Below are 17,209 nucleotides of genomic sequence, written 5' to 3'. Positions count from 1 at the left end.
TCCTTGATTTAAGCCTGTTTCAAATAGGATTCCTGTTCCGCTGAAAGGGCGTCAATGCCAAAGCCCATGGCTTTCAGCTTATAGCTGGCAATTTCCTTGTTTAGATCATCGGAAACGGTGTGAACGGAGTTATCCATCTCTTGATGGTGGTTCAAAATATGCAGAACTGCCATGGCCTGCACCGCAAAAGACAAATCCATGATTTCTGCCGGATGGCCGTCACCGGAGGCCAGGTTTACCAGACGTCCTTCCGCCAACAGATAGATGCGGCGGCCGTCTGCCATTAAGTATTCTTCAATATTGTGGCGAGCGGTCCGCTTTTGCACGGCTAAAGCATCTAGATCGCCTTTGTTGATTTCCACATCGAAATGGCCGGCATTAGAAAGAATCGCGCCAGTTTTCATGACTTCGATATGCTCTTTGCGGATAACATCCTTGCAGCCGGTGACGGTTACAAAAATATCTCCTTGCTTGGCGGCTTCCTCCATAGGCATAACCTGGAAACCGTCAAATACGGCTTCAATGGCTTTAATGGGATCAATTTCGGTAACGATGACATTGGCGCCTAGGCCCTTGGCGCGCATGGAAACGCCTTTGCCGCACCAGCCGTAGCCGGCGACAACAACGGTCTTGCCAGTCACGGTGAGGTTGGTAGTACGCATGATGCCGTCCCAAGTCGATTGGCCGGTACCGTAACGATTATCAAAGAGGTATTTGCAATAAGCATCATTAGCTGCAACCATTGGGAATTTCAGTCTTCCCTCTTCCGCCAGGGCGCGCAGACGATGTACGCCGGTAGTGGTCTCTTCGGCGCCGCCAAGGATATTAGCGGCCAAGTCGCTGCGTTCGCCGTGCAGCAAGGAAACCAGATCGCCGCCGTCGTCAACGATGATGTCCGGTTTGGTATCCAAAGCGCGATGCAGGAAGGTTTCGTATTCTTTATCGGTGCAGCCATGCCAAGCGAAAACAGAAACGCCTTGCTCGCTCAGCGCCGCCGCCACGTCATCTTGCGTAGAAAGCGGGTTGCTGCCGGTAATGGCTACTTCAGCGCCGGCATTTTTAAGAACCAAAGCCAAGTAAGCGGTTTTCGCTTCCAAATGCATGGTGATAACGATTCGCTTGCCTTTGAGCGGCTGTTCTTTACTCAAATCTTTATCCAAAAGGCTGAGTACAGGCATGAAGTTTTTTACCCAATTGATTTTGTCGTGGCCGCCGGGGGCCAGTTTGCTGTCGCGAATCATGGAAGTAGTCATAGTGTCATTCTCCTTTTTATTTGTACGTATTGTTGCGCAGGCTGCGCCGCTTGTTGGCGCATGGCGGCAATGGCTTGGTCATAAGGCGCTCGCAGAACGCCGTACTCGGTAATAATGGCAGATACATATTCGTGAGGCGTTACATCAAATGCCGGATTGAAGACCGCAATGCCTTGTGGAGCGGTGGCTTTACCCGCAAAATGCGTAACTTCGCTTTCGTGCCGTTCTTCAATGGGAATACCCTCTCCGGTAGCCAGGGAAACATCAAAAGTAGAAAACGGCGCGGCTACGTAAAAAGGCAAACCATGTTCTTTCGCCAAAACCGCTACGCTATAGGTGCCGATTTTATTGGCCACATCGCCATTAGCGGCAATGCGGTCAGCTCCGACAATAACCGCTTTGACACGGCCTAATTTCATAACATAGCCAGCCATATTATCCGTAATCAGCGTAACAGGAATAGAATCCTTGGAAAGCTCCCAAGCCGTTAAGCGGGCGCCTTGCAATAGCGGTCTGGTCTCGTCAGCGTAGACTCCGCTGATGCCTCCTTGTCGGTAGGCTTCACGAATAACGCCTAAGGCGGTTCCCTGTTCGACCGTGGCCAGCGAACCAGCGTTGCAGTGCGTCAGAACCGTTATGGGATTGGATGCATCAAATAAATCAGCCCCAAACCGGGACATACGCTGGTTAATCAGCACATCTTCACGGGCAATAGCATTTGCTTCTTCTTCCAAAGCCGCAACAATTACGGTAGCCGGCTGGTGCTCATGGGCTTGGGCTGCTTGCAGCATGCGCTTAATGGCCCAGGCTAAATTAACAGCAGTAGGCCTTGTGGCGTTAAGATCTTTGGCAATGCGCTGTAATTGCGCAGAAAAGTCGTCGGCATGCTCAACGCTTTTAGCTCCCAGTACTAGACCGTAGGCGGCTGCAGCGCCAATCGCCGGGGCGCCTCGTACTTCCAATTTACAGATGGCGTCAGCTACAGCCTGGTAATCTTCACAGCAACGCTGGCATTCTTCTAGCGGCAGCGCTGTTTGATCCAAAAGCCAAAGGCAGCCGTCTTTCCATTCCATGGTTTTCATGAAAGCCGTTCCCCTTTTACTCAAATTTCGTCATGTCAAAGCCGCCGTACTCTTGCAGCGCGTGGCGGCAGGAGCAGTCCGCTTCCGCCTTAATGCGAGTCAGCGTTTTTTCTAAAAGCAAGCGCAGCTTGGCGCTATTTTGTTTCATGATCTCGACAACTTCGCCATGCGTAAGATTTTGCGGCGAAAGGCCTGCTCCGTAATTAGTTATCATAGAGACGGTAGCATAGCACATTTCGGCTTCTCTGGCCAGCACGGCTTCCGGGATATTGGTCATGCCGACAACGTCGCCGCCGAAGGAAGCAAAAAGCCTTACTTCCGCCGGTGTTTCAAAGCGCGGCCCTTCTGCACAGACGTAACAACCCTGGGAGTGAAGAGTTATACCGGTTTCCTGGGCGCTTTCGGCCAGAACGGCGCGCAACGAAGGACAATAAGGCTGGGTAACGTCTACGTGCACTACGCCGCGGCGACCGCCGTCAAAAAAAGTATTGACGCGATTTTTCGTAAAATCAAGAAACTGATCTACCGCAACAAAATCGCCGGGCTTATATTCCATGCGTAGCGAGCCGACAGCTGTCGTGGCCAAAACAGCCACAACACCCAGCTTTTTTAAAGCGTAGATATTCGCCCGGTAGTTAATTAAATGCGGCGGTATGGAATGTCCAGCGCCATGACGTGACAAAAAGACAACTTCCTGACCTTCCAAACGTCCCACTTGATACGGAACCGAGCCAAAGGGCGTCGACATGGTATCTTCCCAAAGAGAACTCAGCATACGGGGATCGTATACTCCTGTGCCGCCGATGACGGCCAAACGATGCGGTGTGGTGGTCATGAATACGCCTCCTACTTACCGGTTTCCCGTCACCAGGAAGACCAGGTCGTTTATTGTTTGCAACACATGATCGGGTTTCGATGCCGCAAGATTTTCCCAGGGCACTAGCGTCCAGGAAACGGCAGCTGTTTTTAAGCCAGCTGCATGACCGCTGGCGATATCAGCAGGGCTGTCTCCCACCATCAGACAAGCGGAAGCCGGCAGACCCAAATGGGACAAGCCTTTTTCCACCGGTTCCGGATGAGGCTTGTGCTGCTGGGTTGATTCCATGCCCACTACATGCCGGATATAACCGTCTAAATGGAACAGACGCAGGCCGCGCCAGGCGGTTTTTTCCGTTTTAGAAGTAACTACGCCCATGGCGACGCCCGCTTTATCAAGAGCCTGCAACGCTTGCTCAACTCCCTCAAAGGAGGCAGCCAGTCGGTCATGGTGCTCTAGATTAAAAGCGCGATAAATTTCAATCAAGTGATCTGCGTCTCCTGGTTCGCCCAGGACCTCCATGGCCGTACGTAAGGGTTCGCCAAAATACCGTGAAATGGCCTCTTCCGGCAGCGTTCGTCCGTAAGCGGTTTGAAAGGTATGCTGAAAAGACGCAATAATTAAGGGTGAAGTATTAATTAACGTTCCGTCCAGATCAAATAAAATGCCTGCAAATTTCACAAAGATCCTCCTGCTTGCAAAATGGTTATTTCGTACTTCGTACAATAATTCACTTCTCTTTATTCTTTGTCCTGCCGGACTTTTTTGCTTACTGTTCCTTAGCCCAAGACTTTACCAGCGGCAAAAGGCTGTGATCCGTCATATCCAGACAAATGGGAGTAATGGAAACGCATCCTTTGGCAACGGCAGCGATGTCGCTATCCTCATCATTGCTGACGTTTAGCACTTCGCCTCCCATCCAATAGTAAATGCGTCCTCGGGGATCAAGACGACGTTCAAAGGTATTTGTATATTGGCGCACACCCAGTTTGGTAACAGCGACTCCTTTAAGCTCCGCTTCCGGCAGCGCCGGAATGTTGAGGTTCAGCAGCATTCCGGGCTGCAGTTGATGCGGTAGAATTATGGTTTCCAGAATGCGTCTCGTGATTTTGGCTGCGCTTTTGAAATCGCCATGGCTCCAAGCATTAAGAGAGACCGCCAAGGACGGAATACCATGCAGGGAACCTTCCATAGCAGCGCTGACTGTACCGGAATAAAGCACATCCGTGCCTAAGTTAGGGCCGTGATTGATACCGGAAATGACCAGGTCCGGTGTCTCACTAAGGAGCGCTTCCAGTGCAATTTTCACACAATCTGTAGGCGTACCCCCGATTCGCCAGGCTTTAATGCCGTCTTCTTTTACAACATGGCGATCCACGCGAATGGGATGGGTCACAGTAATGGCCTGGCTGGTAGCGCTTCGCTCTCGGTCCGGAGCGGCAACAATTACATCCGCCCAAGGAGAAAGCTCTTGCCATAAAGCGCGAATGCCGGAGGCGTCAATTCCGTCGTCGTTTGTCAGTAATATACGCATAGAGAGGCGCCTCCTATCAGTTTGCCCGTGCCTTAGTATAAGCTACAGCGGAATGAAGTGATTCCCAAACTTTTACCTGCGTCAGAAACACATCCCCCTGACGCAGCAGGGGCAATTGTTCTAGTTTTTCATAAACATAACGAGCCAAATTTTCCGCCGTAGGATTCAACTGGCTGAAAGCTTCCAATTCATTCAAATAATGATGATCCAGTTCATTAAGAACCCCTTTGGCAGCGTCCTTAAGATCATGAAAATCGACAAGCATGCCCAGTTCATTTAAGGTCTCACCGCAGACGCTAACCTCAACACGCCAGTTGTGGCCGTGCAGACGACGGCACTTTCCGGGGTACTCGCGAATACAATGCGCGGCTTCAAAATCGAGGCTTATCGTTAAGTCATACATACTATGTTCCTTTCTTTTCTAAGAGATTGTGTTGTTGAAATGGAGAAAAAGAGGTGAGTTAGACTCACCTCTTTTTGAATTATTTCGCTGCTTGTTTGCTGAATACCGGCTCGTTAGCGAATTCATCATTGGCTTTCATCAGCATGTCTTGATAGCTAAGTGCACGGGTATGCTGCGTATGACTCCAAACGCGCTCGTGCCGATGCAAAAAGCCCAGGAAGGTGATGGGAATCCAACTGTAGACAAAGACAGGATACATCAGCAGATACAGCCAGCACTTCCAATTTGCTCGAATCTTGGCCAAAATAATGACAGGGAAAATATATTGGCCAAAAGCGAGAATAGTCCAAACTTCAAGAGGTAAAACTCGCTCTAAAATATTCGTGTAAAAAGGATAAACCGCACCAGCATAACTGGCAATAACGAAGAATGTAGACATCAGCAAAAAGTGAGGCTGTACCAAGTGCAGCACTCCGTCCAACAGACGAATATCGCGGCGGCGGATGCCCTCCTTAATCATGGTGGGAATATAGCGTCCGGCAATGTCGAAATGTCCCTGTGCCCAGCGTTTGCGCTGATTCCAAGCCTGCTTGAACGTTAGCGGTTTTTCATCGTAAACAATGGCATCATGGGCCCAGGTAGTACGAATGCCTTTCAATAAGACCTTCATGGTAAACTCCATGTCTTCCGTCAGACAGGTAGCGCCCCAGCCGAAACGGCGCAGGACACTAGTGGAAATGCACATGCCCGTGCCGCCTAGAACACTGGATAAACCAATATTATACTTGGCTAAATGCCAAATATGATCGATCAGCCAGAAGGCAATGGCAAAGGTTCCGGAAATCCAGGTATCTGTGGGGTTTTTGGCATCCATGTAACCCTGGATAACGGTCTCCCCTTTTTGCAAACGATTATTCATTTCCAAAAGAAAATTTGGATGCACCAGATTATCAGCATCAAAAACCACAACGGCATCATACTGGCGTTTCATCTTAAAAAGCCGCGCGAACATCCATTCCATGGCAAAGCCTTTGCCACGTATTTCCTTGTCAAAGCGTTCATGCACAATAGCGCCGTATTCGCGGGCTACTTTCGCTGTAGCGTCTGTGCAGTTATCTGCGATAATAAAGATGTCATAAAGCTCTTTAGGATAGCGCAAGACATGCAAATTTTCTACTAATTGTCCAATAACCGATTCTTCGTTATGAGCGGAAACCACAATGGCAAAAGTATGTTTCGGTTGGAAATTTTTCTTTTCTTTTTTCTTCCAAAAACCAAAACAAGCGAGAACAAAATAGTACACGCTGAAAAAAGCAATCATTGCTTGAATGGGGATCATGATAATATCCATTATATAGTTCATGGGAGACGCTCCTTTTCGCACACCAAAATTCTAAGATGGTGTCCGTCTATTGCTTTGCTGCTGTTATCCGTTGGCGTCCAAAAAGTCCATAGGCAAAATTTAGCACGCCAAAAAATGCATAAGAGAAGAAAATGACAAAAACAATGGCCTCTAGGGAATGCCAGAGAATATAACCGGCCATGACAGCAGTCAATATAACGGGAATGGCGTGAATCTGCTCATTTCCCTTCCCCTTGAAATCAGGGTAATGAACCGAACTGACCATTAAATAGGCGAAAATAGCAATCAGAATGGGAAATGTCCAGCCGCTGGGCTTGTAGCCGAGAGCCACAAAAGTACCTACCAGGCAGCCGCCTGCCGGAATGGGCAGACCCATGAAATACCCTTTGACCGTAGTGGTGTTTACGTTGAAACGCGCCAGGCGTAAAGCGCCGCATAAAGCAAAGAAGATCGCAACAGAAAACCCAATCCAGCCAAACTCCTTTAGCGCAAACTGATAGGCCAGCAATGCCGGAGCAACGCCAAAAGAAACCAGATCGCAAAGCGAATCAAGTTCCTTCCCAAACTCGCTGCTGACTCCAAGCGCCCGTGCCACCCTGCCATCCAAACCGTCCGCAATCATAGCGGCGACGATAAAAAAACCAGCCGGTACGAAATCTCCCTGCATCGTAAAGCCGAGAGAAATCATGCCCAGAACTAGGTTGAGGGCTGTAACGGCATTGGGAATCCAATACTTCACTCGTGTAACCTCCCTATGATGGTCTTGCCGCCATAAACGCGATCTCCTTTTTTGACCAGCACTTCCACGGCAGCAGGCATGATGATTTCCGTACAGGAGCCAAATTTAATCATGCCGAAGCATTCGCCGGAATGCAGCTGGCTGCCGAGAGTAACCCAGGAGACGATGCGCCGTGCAATAAGACCGGCCACTTGTGTGACCAATACCTGCAAGCGTCCATTATCCAAACCGATGGCATGGCGTTCATTTTCACAGCCTGCCGAAGCTTTATAGGCTGGTTTGAAGCGGCCGCATACATACTGCTGATACTTGATTTCCCCGCCAATGGGGCTGCGATTGACATGTACGTCAAAGACGGAAAGAAAAATTGTAACTTTTGTGCCTTTGGTATGAAGAAATTCCTCGTCAGTCACTTCGCAAACGCTCATAACTTTGCCGTCCGCCGGTGAAAGTACCAAATTATCCCCTGTTGGAATAATCCGATTGGGATTGCGAAAGAAAAAAGTCACAAACAAAGTCAGTACGCCTGGCAAAATGCTCCATACCGGCTCGGCAAAGAAGGCAACCATAACGGTAAGGAGAAATAAAAAGGCAATATAACGGTACCCCTCTTTTACAATGAGGCCTGTTGTCATTATACTTCGTTTCACCTCCTGCCCTCGTCGGGGCAAAAAGAAAAGGGCTTTCTTTAAGTGGCCCATATTCTCAAATAATTATAATATATACCTTCGAGGTTGTCTAACTGTTTTTCCTACTGCAAACATGCCAAATGAAACGAGGTAAAGCCAGCATTCGCAGGCAACGGCTTGGTTGGCATAAAAGACGATACAACCACTCCAGGCTGGCTTTTTGCATCCACTCCGGCGCACGGGTCACCTGCCCGGCCATGACGTCAAAGGTTCCCCCTACGCCCATAGCTACAGGCACACGCAATTGCGCAGCATGACGGCGCAGCCATTTCTCCTGGCGGGGCACGCCCAGAGCCACAAAAAGAATAGTAGCGCCGGAGGCATTAATGTCTTCGATCAGCTTTGCTTCATCTTCTTCTTTAAAAAATCCGTCCCGGCAGCCGAGAATGCGCAGGTTCGGATGCGTTTTCCTGGCGCTGGCGGCAGCTGCTTCCGCTACTCCCGGCGCTGCACCAAGAAAAAAGAAGCCATATTGCTGCTTTACGCCGTCGCTTAAGAGCCGCTGCGCCAAATCAAAGCCAGCCACCCTCTCTTTTAAAGGCGTATTATAATGTTTAGCAGCCCAAACCACACCCGCCCCGTCCGGCACGACCAGCGCGGCGGAACGAAGAATTTCTTTTAATTCCGGATCATCTTGCGCCTGCATGATCATTTCCGCATTGGCGGTAGCTACCAAATGAAAGGAATCTCTTTCTTCTGTAAACTTCTGCACCTTTTTCGCCGCTTGTTCCATGTCCAAACGATCAATAGGAATATCCAAAATAGCAATACAACTTCGTTCTTGCTTCATAGCGTCCTCGTAGTTTCAAAAATTCGTATTCATTTTACCATAAAGCCAGAACTACGTCCAACTACGAAAAAGGGGCCCTTATTCGGCTTCTGCATGAAAACCGTCAGCATCAACCCAGCCCAGCACATCAGGATAAGAAAGAGGCGGCGTTTCGCTCAGCACAAAGGCTGCAACAATCATCTTCATGGCTGCTGCCATTTTTTCGGCGGAAGCGGCATGCAGCGTGGCAAGCTTCTGCCCTTTTTGCACGAAATCTCCCTGCTCGCATGCCAGAACAAGGCCTGCAGCCAAATCCAACGTTTCTCCTTTATAACGGCGTCCCGCCCCTAAGGCTACAGAGGCTTCGCCGATGATGCGGGCTTGAATCTGCTGTACATAGCCGGAATAGGGGCTGAGCAGTTCTTCCTCTAAGGCCGCCCGCGGCAGCAGCGTTGGGGTGGCAACAATATCTGCGCCGCCTTGAGAAAGAATCCACTGGCGAAAGCATTCCAGCGCCTTGCCCGAATCCAACAACGCTGTGAGCTGTAAATCTGCCTCGCCCTGCGTTTTCGCCATTCCTGCCAAGCAGAGCGCTTCCGCCGCCAGGCGCAAGCATACCTGGCGCAAGTGCAACGGCCCTCGGCCGCGTAAAATTTCAATGGCTTCCGCAACTTCTAAGGCATTGCCGACTGCTAAGCCCAGAGGCTGCTCCATGGAGGTAAGGACCGCTTTCACATTGCGTCCCGCGCCTAGGCCAATGGCTACCATGTAACGCGCCAATTCAACAGCGACTTCTTTGGTTTGCATGAATGCTCCCTGGCCTACTTTGACATCCAGTAAGATATGCTCAGCGCCAGCGGCCAATTTTTTACTCATAATCGAAGCGGCAATGAGCGGCAGGCTGTCAACAGTAGCCGTAACATCCCGCAGGGCGTACATTTTTCCGTCTGCCGGCGCAATGGAGGCGCTTTGCGCGGTTAACGCCAGCCCTTGCTTTTGCAAAAGCGCCAGAAACTGCTCTTCTTGTAAAGTGGCGCTAAAGCCAGGAATGGATTCCAGTTTATCAATGGTGCCGCCGGTAAAGCCAAGTCCTCTGCCCGACATTTTCGCAACCCCAGCGCCGGCTGCTGCCAATAGGGGCGCGAGCACCAGTGTGGTCGTATCGGCCACGCCGCCGGTACTGTGCTTATCTATCAGAGGTCTGCCTACACTGTGCAACTGCAGACAGGTCCCGGAGCGCATCATAGCTAAAGTGAGCGCCTTCGTTTCGTCAAAAGTCATCCCCTGCCAGCAGACTGCCATCAGCCAGGCGGACATTTGATAATCAGGAATGCCGTCATTTGTATAGTTTTCCACAAGCCATTGCAGTTCTTCTTCCGTATGCGCCTGGCCTGCTTTTTTATCGGTAATCAGTTGTGTCATTGATTTCATGCGGGGTATCTCCCTTGCAGCAAGTTAAGAAAACTAAGCCCCTCTGCCAACGGCTCCAAGCGGAAATTTTCCAGAATGGTAGCCGACACATCCGCAAAAGTGTTGCGAGTCCCCAGAGAAGCTCCAATCCGCTGCGAAGAATAAGCCAGCAGCGGCACATATTCGCGCGTGTGGTCCGTGCCGGGATGTAGCGGGTCGCAGCCGTGGTCCGCCGTGAGCAGCAGCAAATCATCCCCGGAAAGCTGTGGCAAAAGTTTCGCCAGATGGTGATCTACCGCTTCTAAAGCGGCCGCGTAGCCCTTAGCGTCGTTGCGATGTCCATAGAGCATGTCAAAATCAACTAAATTTAAAACCGTCACGCCGCTCCAGGAATGATCACAAATCCAAGTTTGCAATTTTTTCAGACCATCCTCGTTATTTAGCGTTCCTTCGGCATGATTGAAGGCTTGACCAGCGTAAATATCCCCGATTTTCCCCAATGCTACTGTTGTCAAACCGCCTGCAGTCAGGCGACTGAATAAATTCGGCTGCGGCATAGGCAGACTGTAGTCATGCCTGTGAGGCGTACGCGAAAACTGACCGGGAGTTCCTATGAAAGGTCTGGCAATAACCCGCCCTACAGCATGCTTGCCTATCAGAATTTCTTGACGCGCTATTTGGCACCATTCATATAATTGTTCCAGAGGCACTACTTCTTCGTGCGCTGCAATCTGAAACACGCTGTCCGCGGAAGTATAGACAATAGGAAAGCCAGTGCGCAGATGTTCTTCTCCCAATTCTTCAATGATTACCGTACCGGAAGCCGCTTTGTTTCCTAAAATGCCGCGGCCAATATGCTGACAGAAAGGCGCGGTAATTTCTTCTGGAAAGCCTTGCGGGTAAACGGGAAACGCTTCCATTACAGGAGTGCCTGCCAATTCCCAATGACCGCTCGTAGTGTCCTTGTTAACGGAGCGTTCGGCCATTTTTCCGTAGGACGCCAATGGATGATCGCAGGGAGGAATTCCCTGCAATTTATCAATCAGTCCCAGGCCAAGTCGTTGCAGTTGCGGCAAATGCAGTCCTTTTGCCGCTGCGGCGACATGTCCCAAGGTATGGGCTCCCGCATCGCCGTAACGAGGCGCATCAGGAAGCGCGCCAATACCGACACTATCGAGAACTACCAAAAATATACGTCGAAACATGCTTGTTCCTCCTTATGTCATAAAACAGGACAGAGCCTTGGCAAACTGACAAACAGTCTGCGTCGGCCCTGCCTAGCTGCGTTTTTAGCGCGACTCTTTTTCAAGCCCGCGGGTGGGCCTTGTCATAAACCTCTTTAAGACGATTTTTAGTGACATGTGTATAAATCTGGGTAGTAGAGATATCCGCATGCCCCAGCATTTCCTGAACCGAACGCAAATCTGCGCCGTTTTCCAGCAAATGAGTAGCAAAAGAGTGGCGCAGCGTATGAGGCGTGATTTTTTGGTCAATCTGAGCCTCTAAGGCGTATTTTTTAATGATTTTCCAAAAGCCCTGCCGCGTTAAGCGTCGGCCATGGTGGTTGACAAACATAGCTTCTTCTTGTTTGCTTCGTACCAACGCCGTACGACCTTTACGCAAATACTGAGTTACGCACTTGGAGGCGATAGAACCCAGCGGCACAACACGCTCTTTGGCGCCTCGGCCAAAGCATTTAATATAGCCAAGTTCCAAATTTACATCATTTACATTGATAGTTATCAATTCTGATACCCGAATGCCTGTGGCGTAAAGCAGTTCCAACATGGCTTTATCGCGCAAACCAGCGGGCAGATTGATATTAGGCTGTTTCAACAGCAATTCCACCTGTTGTACGCTGAGTACTTGAGGAAGCTTTTTTTCCAACTTAGGCGATTCAATTTTCGATGCCGGATCCGCATCTAGATGCTGTTCCTTCAGCAGATATTGGTAAAAGGATTTGAGTGCAGCTAAATTGCGAGAAATTGTGGAAACAGCCTTCCCCTGTTTTTTGAGTTCATCCAGGTAGGTGCGGATAATTTCGTTTGTGGAGCCAGTGGCGAAGGTAAGCCGGTTGTTTTCTAAATACTGCTGGAAGTACCGTAAATCCCTGCCGTAGGATTCCAGCGTATTTTGGGCCAACCCCCGTTCGCTCGCTAAATACGAAATGAAATGCTGCACATAATTCTCCATTGCCACCACCCTTTTCGCATTATTCTGCTGAGCCTCTTTGGATCAAAAACCTTAAAAGCTATAATATTATGTATATTCTCTGTTTGTAAGAAAAATCCTTTTACATAATTCTAAATTTATGATAAATGTACGCGACCATAAGAGCCGCCTCCTCCTTGGGCGAACGTTATTTCCCGTTGCAGCACCTGCCAAAGGTTTTTAGCTTTTCGTTCTCCCAGCACAGCAGTCAGCTCCCGTAGGCTGGACTCGTGGCATACCTTCATTTCGCTGCCAAACGCCCGAAGCAACTGTGTTTTGGTTTTTGGACCCAAGCCCGGCACAAAGGAAAGCGGGATCTGGTGATAATAAGGCGGACGATGTTCGGGATGCTGCGGCTTCGTCCAATCAGCAATCGCTTGGATACGTTCCCAGACGCCTCTGGTGCTGCGTTGGCAGCTGCAGGCGCATTGGCTCTGCCCTGCCTCCCAGAGGGCGCCGCATTGGGTGCAAACGGTGCGATAGTATTTACCCAGCTGAGGATCCAGACCGTAGTTGGCTAGGATTTTATTTTCTCCCTGGCGGCGCAAAGCCTGGCGAAAACACGAAAAATCGATTTGCCTTAAAGAAAAAACATTATATTCTCTGGCAATTTTATCCAAAGAATGTGCGTCTGAATTACTCAAAAATGTGTAACCGCTCAATTCTTGCAGGCAATCCGCCAAAAAAGTATCGGCGCTTAAGCCCAGTTCAATGGCATCCAGCCAAGAAAGCTGTTTTTCCGGTAATAACTGAGCTAGACGATTCGTGCAGCAGCCGAAAAGGCTTTTGTGCGGCGTAAAAACATGGGCGGGAATGACAATAGGCTCTAGGGGATGAGTCAGCTCCAAAAGTTGCGTTAAAGAAAGATGCGCATTCTGGGAGCTAAGATGAAGATTGCGTATATGAGAAGTCAAGAGTTTACGCAATTGCCTAATTTCCGCGAGACTTGGCAGAAATAAAAGTGTATGCGCCAAAGAGCCGTCTGCTTCGGCTGTTTCAATTTCCGCTCCCGGCAGCAGCGTCAGCGCCTCTTCGTAGCGATAGCCGCCTCCTGGAAGCAACCGCAGACGTCCTTCGTCCAGCAACTGCTGCCAATCGGCATCCACCCAGGGACTGAGCACATCGACAATGCCGATTAGCTGCAGTCCTTTACGCTGGGCGGCTTCTGCTAAAATATTTTCGCTGGTGAGGTTCTTGGATGTAGGAATTTTCACCCAGCGTCCTTGCGCCTTTCCCACATGAATATGCAAGTCCCCGTATATGGGATTCATAGACTCCCTCCGTTAGCGCCATAGAGAAGCAGCGATACGATGGTTTTTGCGTCTTCAATTTCACCGGAATGAATCATCTTCCTTATTTCTTCCGGCGTGAATACCTGCACCTGTAAGAACTCATCATCATCCGGCTGCAGCTGGCTTGGCTGTAATTGGCTGGCTTCATAGAGATGAATCACTTCATCCGTAAAACCAGGAGCCGTGCAAATCGTAGAAAGATGCTTGATGACTTCCGCTTTATAGCCAGCTTCCTCTTGAAGTTCACGCAATACGCATTCTTGAGGATCTTCCCCTGGTTCCAGCTTGCCTGCCGGGATTTCGAGCGTTTCCCGCCCTAAAGGATAACGGAACTGTTGAACCAGTACGATCCGTCCGTCCGGCAGTACCGGTACAACCGCAGCCGCCCCGGGATGCCGCACCAATTCGCGCGTAGCCTTCCTCCCGTCCGGCAGACGCACATCATCTACCTGCACATGCAGCATGCGCCCGACAAAAACATTTTTAGAAGCAATTTGTTCTTCTCTTAAATTCATCGACAATAACCTCTTCTCTTGAATCATTACTGCTTAGCTCAGAGCCGTTTTGGCGTGAATTATGAGTAAAGCAAAGACTCCTTAAAATTAAATTTCCATCCAAGGATAGCGTGTCTGCGGCTCCAAAACAAAAACGCGGTGCGGCAACGCAGCGGCTTTTTCCGCAAGCCACTGGGGTACAACGACCATGCGCAAAGGCAAAGATAATTCTTGGGCGGCTTGTTCGACAAGGGCGATCCCCTCTTCCACTTCCGCCCAGGTTGTTTCCGCGCCCAGATTGGTATTACATACTAAGCCGCTAAGCTGCAGCTTAGCAACGTTGGTAATTTCCTGGGAGCGCTGACAAATTTCTGCAACAGACTGTGTAAAAGGACGGCGCGTATTAATGATCATCCACGCCTCATAACCTTGCTGTTCCAGCATCTTCTGATATTGCCCCAACGCAATGGCTGCATCGCCTCCGCCTACGTCAACTACAACCTGGTACGATGTATCAGCAGCTACCCGCTGAAATTGCGGCGGCAATATCGGCAAATCACTGTGTGCGAAACGCGTTTCCGGCGCTACCAGCTCAATCTCTTTTTGCATCAGCCATTGTTGGCTTTCGCGGGTGCGAAAATATGGCTTTACTACATCTAAATCGACTACAGCCGTTTTCAAACCTTGCTCGCGCAGCCAGGCGCTGTAGTTTAGAGCCAGTTCGGTTTTGCCGCTGCCGAACTCTCCAATAAAAATACGAATGCGTTGTTCTTCCTGCATCGTTTTTCCTCCTCTATCTTGCTCCTAAGAAACGTTTCCCTATCAAACTATAAAAGTTCTTCCTGTTGAAAGAAGCTCCTGCATAATGCAGGAGCTGAAAATGCTTATTTTTTATCCTGTTGCTGATATTGTTCCAATAAGCGGGCTGTAGCGGAAAGAAGCTCCGGCGTTACCGCATCTCCGTAGAACATGCGCGCCAATTCGTTTACACGTTCAAATTCTTCCAAACGGACTGGTCGTGTTTGCGTGCGCCCGTCCACCATTTCTTTCACCAGGTGAATGTGACGGTCGGCAACAAGAGCCAACTGCGGCAGGTGAGTAATGCATAACACTTGTTTGTTCTGGGCGATGGCGGCAATCTTGTCCGCCACTTGCTGAGCCGCCCGGCCGCCAAGGCCGCTGTCGATTTCGTCAAAAATCATAGTTGGCGTACCGCTGCAAGCGGCGCCGACTGATTTGATAGCAAGCGCCAAACGCGAAAGCTCGCCGCCGGAGGCGATTTTTTGCAAGGCCTTTGGCGCTTCTCCCGCATTGGCCGAAAACAACAATTCCACGCGATCACAACCGTCCGGTCCTAGTTCTGACGTTTCATCAATAGCAAATTGCAGCGTTGGCGTCATACCAAGATCCTGCAAGTGAGCCGCTAAATTTTCTTCCAACAAAGGAGCTGCCTGCCGCCGTTTTGCGTGCAGCAGACGCGCTTGCATCCAGGCTTCTTCCTGTGCCGCCTCACATTCGCGACTTAGCTCCGTTAAGCGGCCTTCCCCTGAAAGCAAGGAATCCAGTTCTTCTTGCGCCTGGGCTGCATAGTTTAAAACGTCTTCCAATTCCGGACCGTATTTGCGTTTGAACTTTTGCAGCAAAGAAAGGCGTTCCTGTATTTTGGCCAGCTTTTGCGGGTTGTATTCTATTTCTTCTAAGCGCTCACGCAATACAGCAGAAACATCTTCCAATTGGTATAAAAAATCATCTAGAACTTTGCATTGTTCTTGACAATCATCAAAACGATTGACTTGCTCCAATTCTTGGCGAGTTTTATACAGCAACGCCAAAGCCCCAGGCGTCTCTTCCTCGTTTCCATTCAACTGTAAAACCGCTCGTTCCAACGAAGCGGCCAACTTTTCCGCATTAGCAAGGCGCTTTTCTTGTTGCGCCAATTCTTGATCTTCACCTTTTTGCAACGCAGCCTGACTGATTTCTTGAAGCTGCCAGCGCAAGAGATCTAAACGCTGTTCCCGTTCTTGCTCTTGGGCTGCCAATTTTCTTTTTTCTGCAGCCATAGCCGTCCAACGATCGTACAATTGCTTGTAAGAACCAAGAAGCTGCATCATTTCCGGTGCAAACGAATCCAAAAGGGACCTTTGAAAGGCCGAGTCAAGAACCGTTTGATTTTCATGCTGTCCATGCATATCCGCCAGCAGCAGGCCCAGTTGGCGCAATACGGCTAAAGGAACTTGACAGCCATTGATTAAAGAGCGGCTTTTCCCGGAGGTGCTGTAGCGCCGCACAAGAATAAGCTCTTCTTCGTCATGAGGAATTTCTTGTTCCTTTAAGAGGGACTCCACTTCTTCCCCCCAGGGTTGAGAAAAAACAGCTTCCACGCGAAATGCTTCGGCCCCTTGGCGGACCCATTCCAAAGAGGCTCTGCCGCCTAAAACGGCGTTCAAGGCATCAATTAAGATGGATTTGCCGGCGCCTGTCTCACCTGTGAGTACATTGAAGCCAGTTGTAAAAGAAAGGGAAGCTTGTTCAATAATAGCAAACTGAGTAACTCCTAAACGTTTTAACATCTTTAGACACCTCTAGAGAAGTCCTCGGAAACGATCCGCAACAGTCGGCGCCGCTTGCGCGGGTTTAACCACTACTAAAATATTGTCATCGCCAGCTACGGTGCCGATAACTTCCGGCCATTTAGCATGGTCGATGGTGGCGGCTACCGCTTGCCCGCCTCCTGGCAAGGTTTTTAAAACGATAATATTCTCGCTGTAATCAATGGCTACTACGGAATCGCGAAACATCCGCTCCATGCGGGATTGAGAAAAAAGCAAGCTTTGTTCCATCGGGTAGGCATAGCGATAACGACCATCGCCAGTGGGGACTTTGATCAGACGCAGTTCCTTAATATCCCGGGATACCGTAGCCTGCGTTACTTCGATGCCATGGCTGCGCAGAGACTCCGCCAGCTCCTCTTGAGTTTCGATTACTTGTTGTTCAACGATTTCCTTGATTTTCGCATGACGTAATATTTTCACTGCCCTTGCACCTCTTTCTCCATCTTTAAGAAGCCCCAATAATCACAAATAACATTCTTTGTTTATAGTGTACCTTATAAATGAATATTTATCCAGAAAAAGAGCGCGGCAGTGATGGTTT

Annotated in this window: 18 protein-coding genes; all 18 read right to left on the bottom strand. The window is 49.7% G+C overall.

The genetic code is table 11. From position 1 onward, the window contains the following. Positions 1-8: 8 nt before the first annotated feature. Positions 9-1,253, bottom strand: coding sequence for an adenosylhomocysteinase (locus PHF27_RS02025; RefSeq protein WP_300065391.1), 1,245 nt, complete (start codon positions 1,251-1,253; stop codon positions 9-11). Further along, positions 1,250-2,335, bottom strand: a complete 1,086-nt coding sequence (gene mtnA / locus PHF27_RS02020; protein ID WP_300065389.1) for an S-methyl-5-thioribose-1-phosphate isomerase — start codon at positions 2,333-2,335, stop codon at positions 1,250-1,252. The genes PHF27_RS02025 and mtnA overlap by 4 nt, the downstream gene beginning before the upstream one ends. 16 nt (positions 2,336-2,351) lie before the next feature. Beyond that, positions 2,352-3,170 carry an S-methyl-5'-thioadenosine phosphorylase gene (gene mtnP / locus PHF27_RS02015; protein WP_300065387.1) on the bottom strand — a complete coding sequence of 273 codons (819 nt, stop codon included), beginning with the start codon at positions 3,168-3,170 and terminating at the stop codon, positions 2,352-2,354. Positions 3,171-3,185: 15 nt separating this feature from the next. After that, positions 3,186-3,833: a pyrophosphatase PpaX gene (ppaX, locus tag PHF27_RS02010; protein WP_300065385.1), complete on the bottom strand. Its 648-nt coding sequence runs from the start codon at positions 3,831-3,833 to the stop codon at positions 3,186-3,188. Between the two features lie 88 nt (positions 3,834-3,921). Next, positions 3,922-4,686 carry a 5'/3'-nucleotidase SurE gene (gene surE, locus PHF27_RS02005; protein ID WP_300065383.1) on the bottom strand — a complete coding sequence of 255 codons (765 nt, stop codon included), beginning with the start codon at positions 4,684-4,686 and terminating at the stop codon, positions 3,922-3,924. Between the two features lie 16 nt (positions 4,687-4,702). Next, on the bottom strand, positions 4,703-5,089 hold the full coding sequence (gene queD, locus PHF27_RS02000; RefSeq protein WP_300065381.1) for a 6-carboxytetrahydropterin synthase QueD: 387 nt from the start codon (positions 5,087-5,089) through the stop codon (positions 4,703-4,705). 79 nt (positions 5,090-5,168) lie between these two features. Further along, entirely contained in the window at positions 5,169-6,452 is a 1,284-nt protein-coding gene (locus tag PHF27_RS01995; RefSeq protein ID WP_300065379.1) for a glycosyltransferase family 2 protein, read from the bottom strand. A 46-nt stretch (positions 6,453-6,498) separates the two neighbouring features. Continuing rightward, positions 6,499-7,191, bottom strand: a complete 693-nt coding sequence (gene pssA, locus PHF27_RS01990; protein ID WP_300065377.1) for a CDP-diacylglycerol--serine O-phosphatidyltransferase — start codon at positions 7,189-7,191, stop codon at positions 6,499-6,501. Next, entirely contained in the window at positions 7,188-7,826 is a 639-nt protein-coding gene (locus PHF27_RS01985; RefSeq protein WP_300065420.1) for a phosphatidylserine decarboxylase family protein, read from the bottom strand. The genes pssA and PHF27_RS01985 overlap by 4 nt, the downstream gene beginning before the upstream one ends. 103 nt (positions 7,827-7,929) lie before the next feature. Continuing rightward, positions 7,930-8,670: a WecB/TagA/CpsF family glycosyltransferase gene (locus PHF27_RS01980; protein ID WP_300065375.1), complete on the bottom strand. Its 741-nt coding sequence runs from the start codon at positions 8,668-8,670 to the stop codon at positions 7,930-7,932. A 78-nt stretch (positions 8,671-8,748) separates the two neighbouring features. Next, positions 8,749-10,080 carry a thymidine phosphorylase gene (locus tag PHF27_RS01975; protein ID WP_300065373.1) on the bottom strand — a complete coding sequence of 444 codons (1,332 nt, stop codon included), beginning with the start codon at positions 10,078-10,080 and terminating at the stop codon, positions 8,749-8,751. Beyond that, positions 10,077-11,264 (bottom strand): phosphopentomutase, encoded by a 1,188-nt coding sequence (locus PHF27_RS01970; protein ID WP_300065371.1) that lies wholly within the window; start codon positions 11,262-11,264, stop codon positions 10,077-10,079. Before PHF27_RS01970 ends, PHF27_RS01975 begins: the two co-directional genes overlap by 4 nt. Positions 11,265-11,364: 100 nt before the next feature. Then, positions 11,365-12,252, bottom strand: coding sequence for a site-specific tyrosine recombinase XerD (xerD, locus tag PHF27_RS01965; RefSeq protein WP_300065369.1), 888 nt, complete (start codon positions 12,250-12,252; stop codon positions 11,365-11,367). Positions 12,253-12,368: 116 nt separating this feature from the next. Next, a complete protein-coding gene (locus PHF27_RS01960) occupies positions 12,369-13,541 on the bottom strand; it encodes an endonuclease Q family protein (protein ID WP_300065367.1) in 1,173 nt (390 codons plus the stop codon). Continuing rightward, positions 13,538-14,077 carry an NUDIX hydrolase gene (locus PHF27_RS01955; RefSeq protein ID WP_300065365.1) on the bottom strand — a complete coding sequence of 180 codons (540 nt, stop codon included), beginning with the start codon at positions 14,075-14,077 and terminating at the stop codon, positions 13,538-13,540. The genes PHF27_RS01960 and PHF27_RS01955 overlap by 4 nt, the downstream gene beginning before the upstream one ends. A gap of 87 nt (positions 14,078-14,164) precedes the next feature. Further along, on the bottom strand, positions 14,165-14,836 hold the full coding sequence (locus PHF27_RS01950) for a hypothetical protein (protein WP_300065363.1): 672 nt from the start codon (positions 14,834-14,836) through the stop codon (positions 14,165-14,167). A 104-nt stretch (positions 14,837-14,940) separates the two neighbouring features. Further along, complete coding sequence (gene recN, locus PHF27_RS01945) at positions 14,941-16,626, bottom strand: DNA repair protein RecN (protein WP_300065361.1); 1,686 nt, start codon at positions 16,624-16,626, stop codon at positions 14,941-14,943. Positions 16,627-16,638: 12 nt separating this feature from the next. After that, positions 16,639-17,088 (bottom strand): arginine repressor, encoded by a 450-nt coding sequence (gene argR / locus PHF27_RS01940; RefSeq protein ID WP_018703176.1) that lies wholly within the window; start codon positions 17,086-17,088, stop codon positions 16,639-16,641. Between the last annotated feature and the right edge of the window lie 121 nt (positions 17,089-17,209).

The sequence above is a fragment of the Anaeromusa sp. genome (assembly GCF_028691475.1).
Lineage (GTDB): Bacteria > Bacillota > Negativicutes > Anaeromusales > Anaeromusaceae > Anaeromusa.
The sequence above is the reverse complement of the archived record's forward strand: the minus strand, read 5'-3'. Positions and strand labels throughout refer to the sequence as shown.

Bases quoted from the DNA above. Each gene is read 5' to 3' on its own strand.
- PHF27_RS02025 (WP_300065391.1), bottom strand. From the start codon at position 1,253: ATGACTACTTCCATGATTCGCGACAGCAAACTGGCCCCCGGCGGCCAC.
- mtnA (WP_300065389.1), bottom strand. From the start codon at position 2,335: ATGAAAACCATGGAATGGAAAGACGGCTGCCTTTGGCTTTTGGATCAA.
- mtnP (WP_300065387.1), bottom strand. From the start codon at position 3,170: ATGACCACCACACCGCATCGTTTGGCCGTCATCGGCGGCACAGGAGTA.
- surE (WP_300065383.1), bottom strand. From the start codon at position 4,686: ATGCGTATATTACTGACAAACGACGACGGAATTGACGCCTCCGGCATT.
- queD (WP_300065381.1), bottom strand. From the start codon at position 5,089: ATGTATGACTTAACGATAAGCCTCGATTTTGAAGCCGCGCATTGTATT.
- PHF27_RS01995 (WP_300065379.1), bottom strand. From the start codon at position 6,452: ATGAACTATATAATGGATATTATCATGATCCCCATTCAAGCAATGATT.
- PHF27_RS01985 (WP_300065420.1), bottom strand. From the start codon at position 7,826: ATGACAACAGGCCTCATTGTAAAAGAGGGGTACCGTTATATTGCCTTT.
- PHF27_RS01980 (WP_300065375.1), bottom strand. From the start codon at position 8,670: ATGAAGCAAGAACGAAGTTGTATTGCTATTTTGGATATTCCTATTGAT.
- PHF27_RS01975 (WP_300065373.1), bottom strand. From the start codon at position 10,080: ATGAAATCAATGACACAACTGATTACCGATAAAAAAGCAGGCCAGGCG.
- PHF27_RS01970 (WP_300065371.1), bottom strand. From the start codon at position 11,264: ATGTTTCGACGTATATTTTTGGTAGTTCTCGATAGTGTCGGTATTGGC.
- xerD (WP_300065369.1), bottom strand. From the start codon at position 12,252: ATGGAGAATTATGTGCAGCATTTCATTTCGTATTTAGCGAGCGAACGG.
- PHF27_RS01960 (WP_300065367.1), bottom strand. From the start codon at position 13,541: ATGAATCCCATATACGGGGACTTGCATATTCATGTGGGAAAGGCGCAA.
- PHF27_RS01955 (WP_300065365.1), bottom strand. From the start codon at position 14,077: ATGAATTTAAGAGAAGAACAAATTGCTTCTAAAAATGTTTTTGTCGGG.
- PHF27_RS01950 (WP_300065363.1), bottom strand. From the start codon at position 14,836: ATGCAGGAAGAACAACGCATTCGTATTTTTATTGGAGAGTTCGGCAGC.
- recN (WP_300065361.1), bottom strand. From the start codon at position 16,626: ATGTTAAAACGTTTAGGAGTTACTCAGTTTGCTATTATTGAACAAGCT.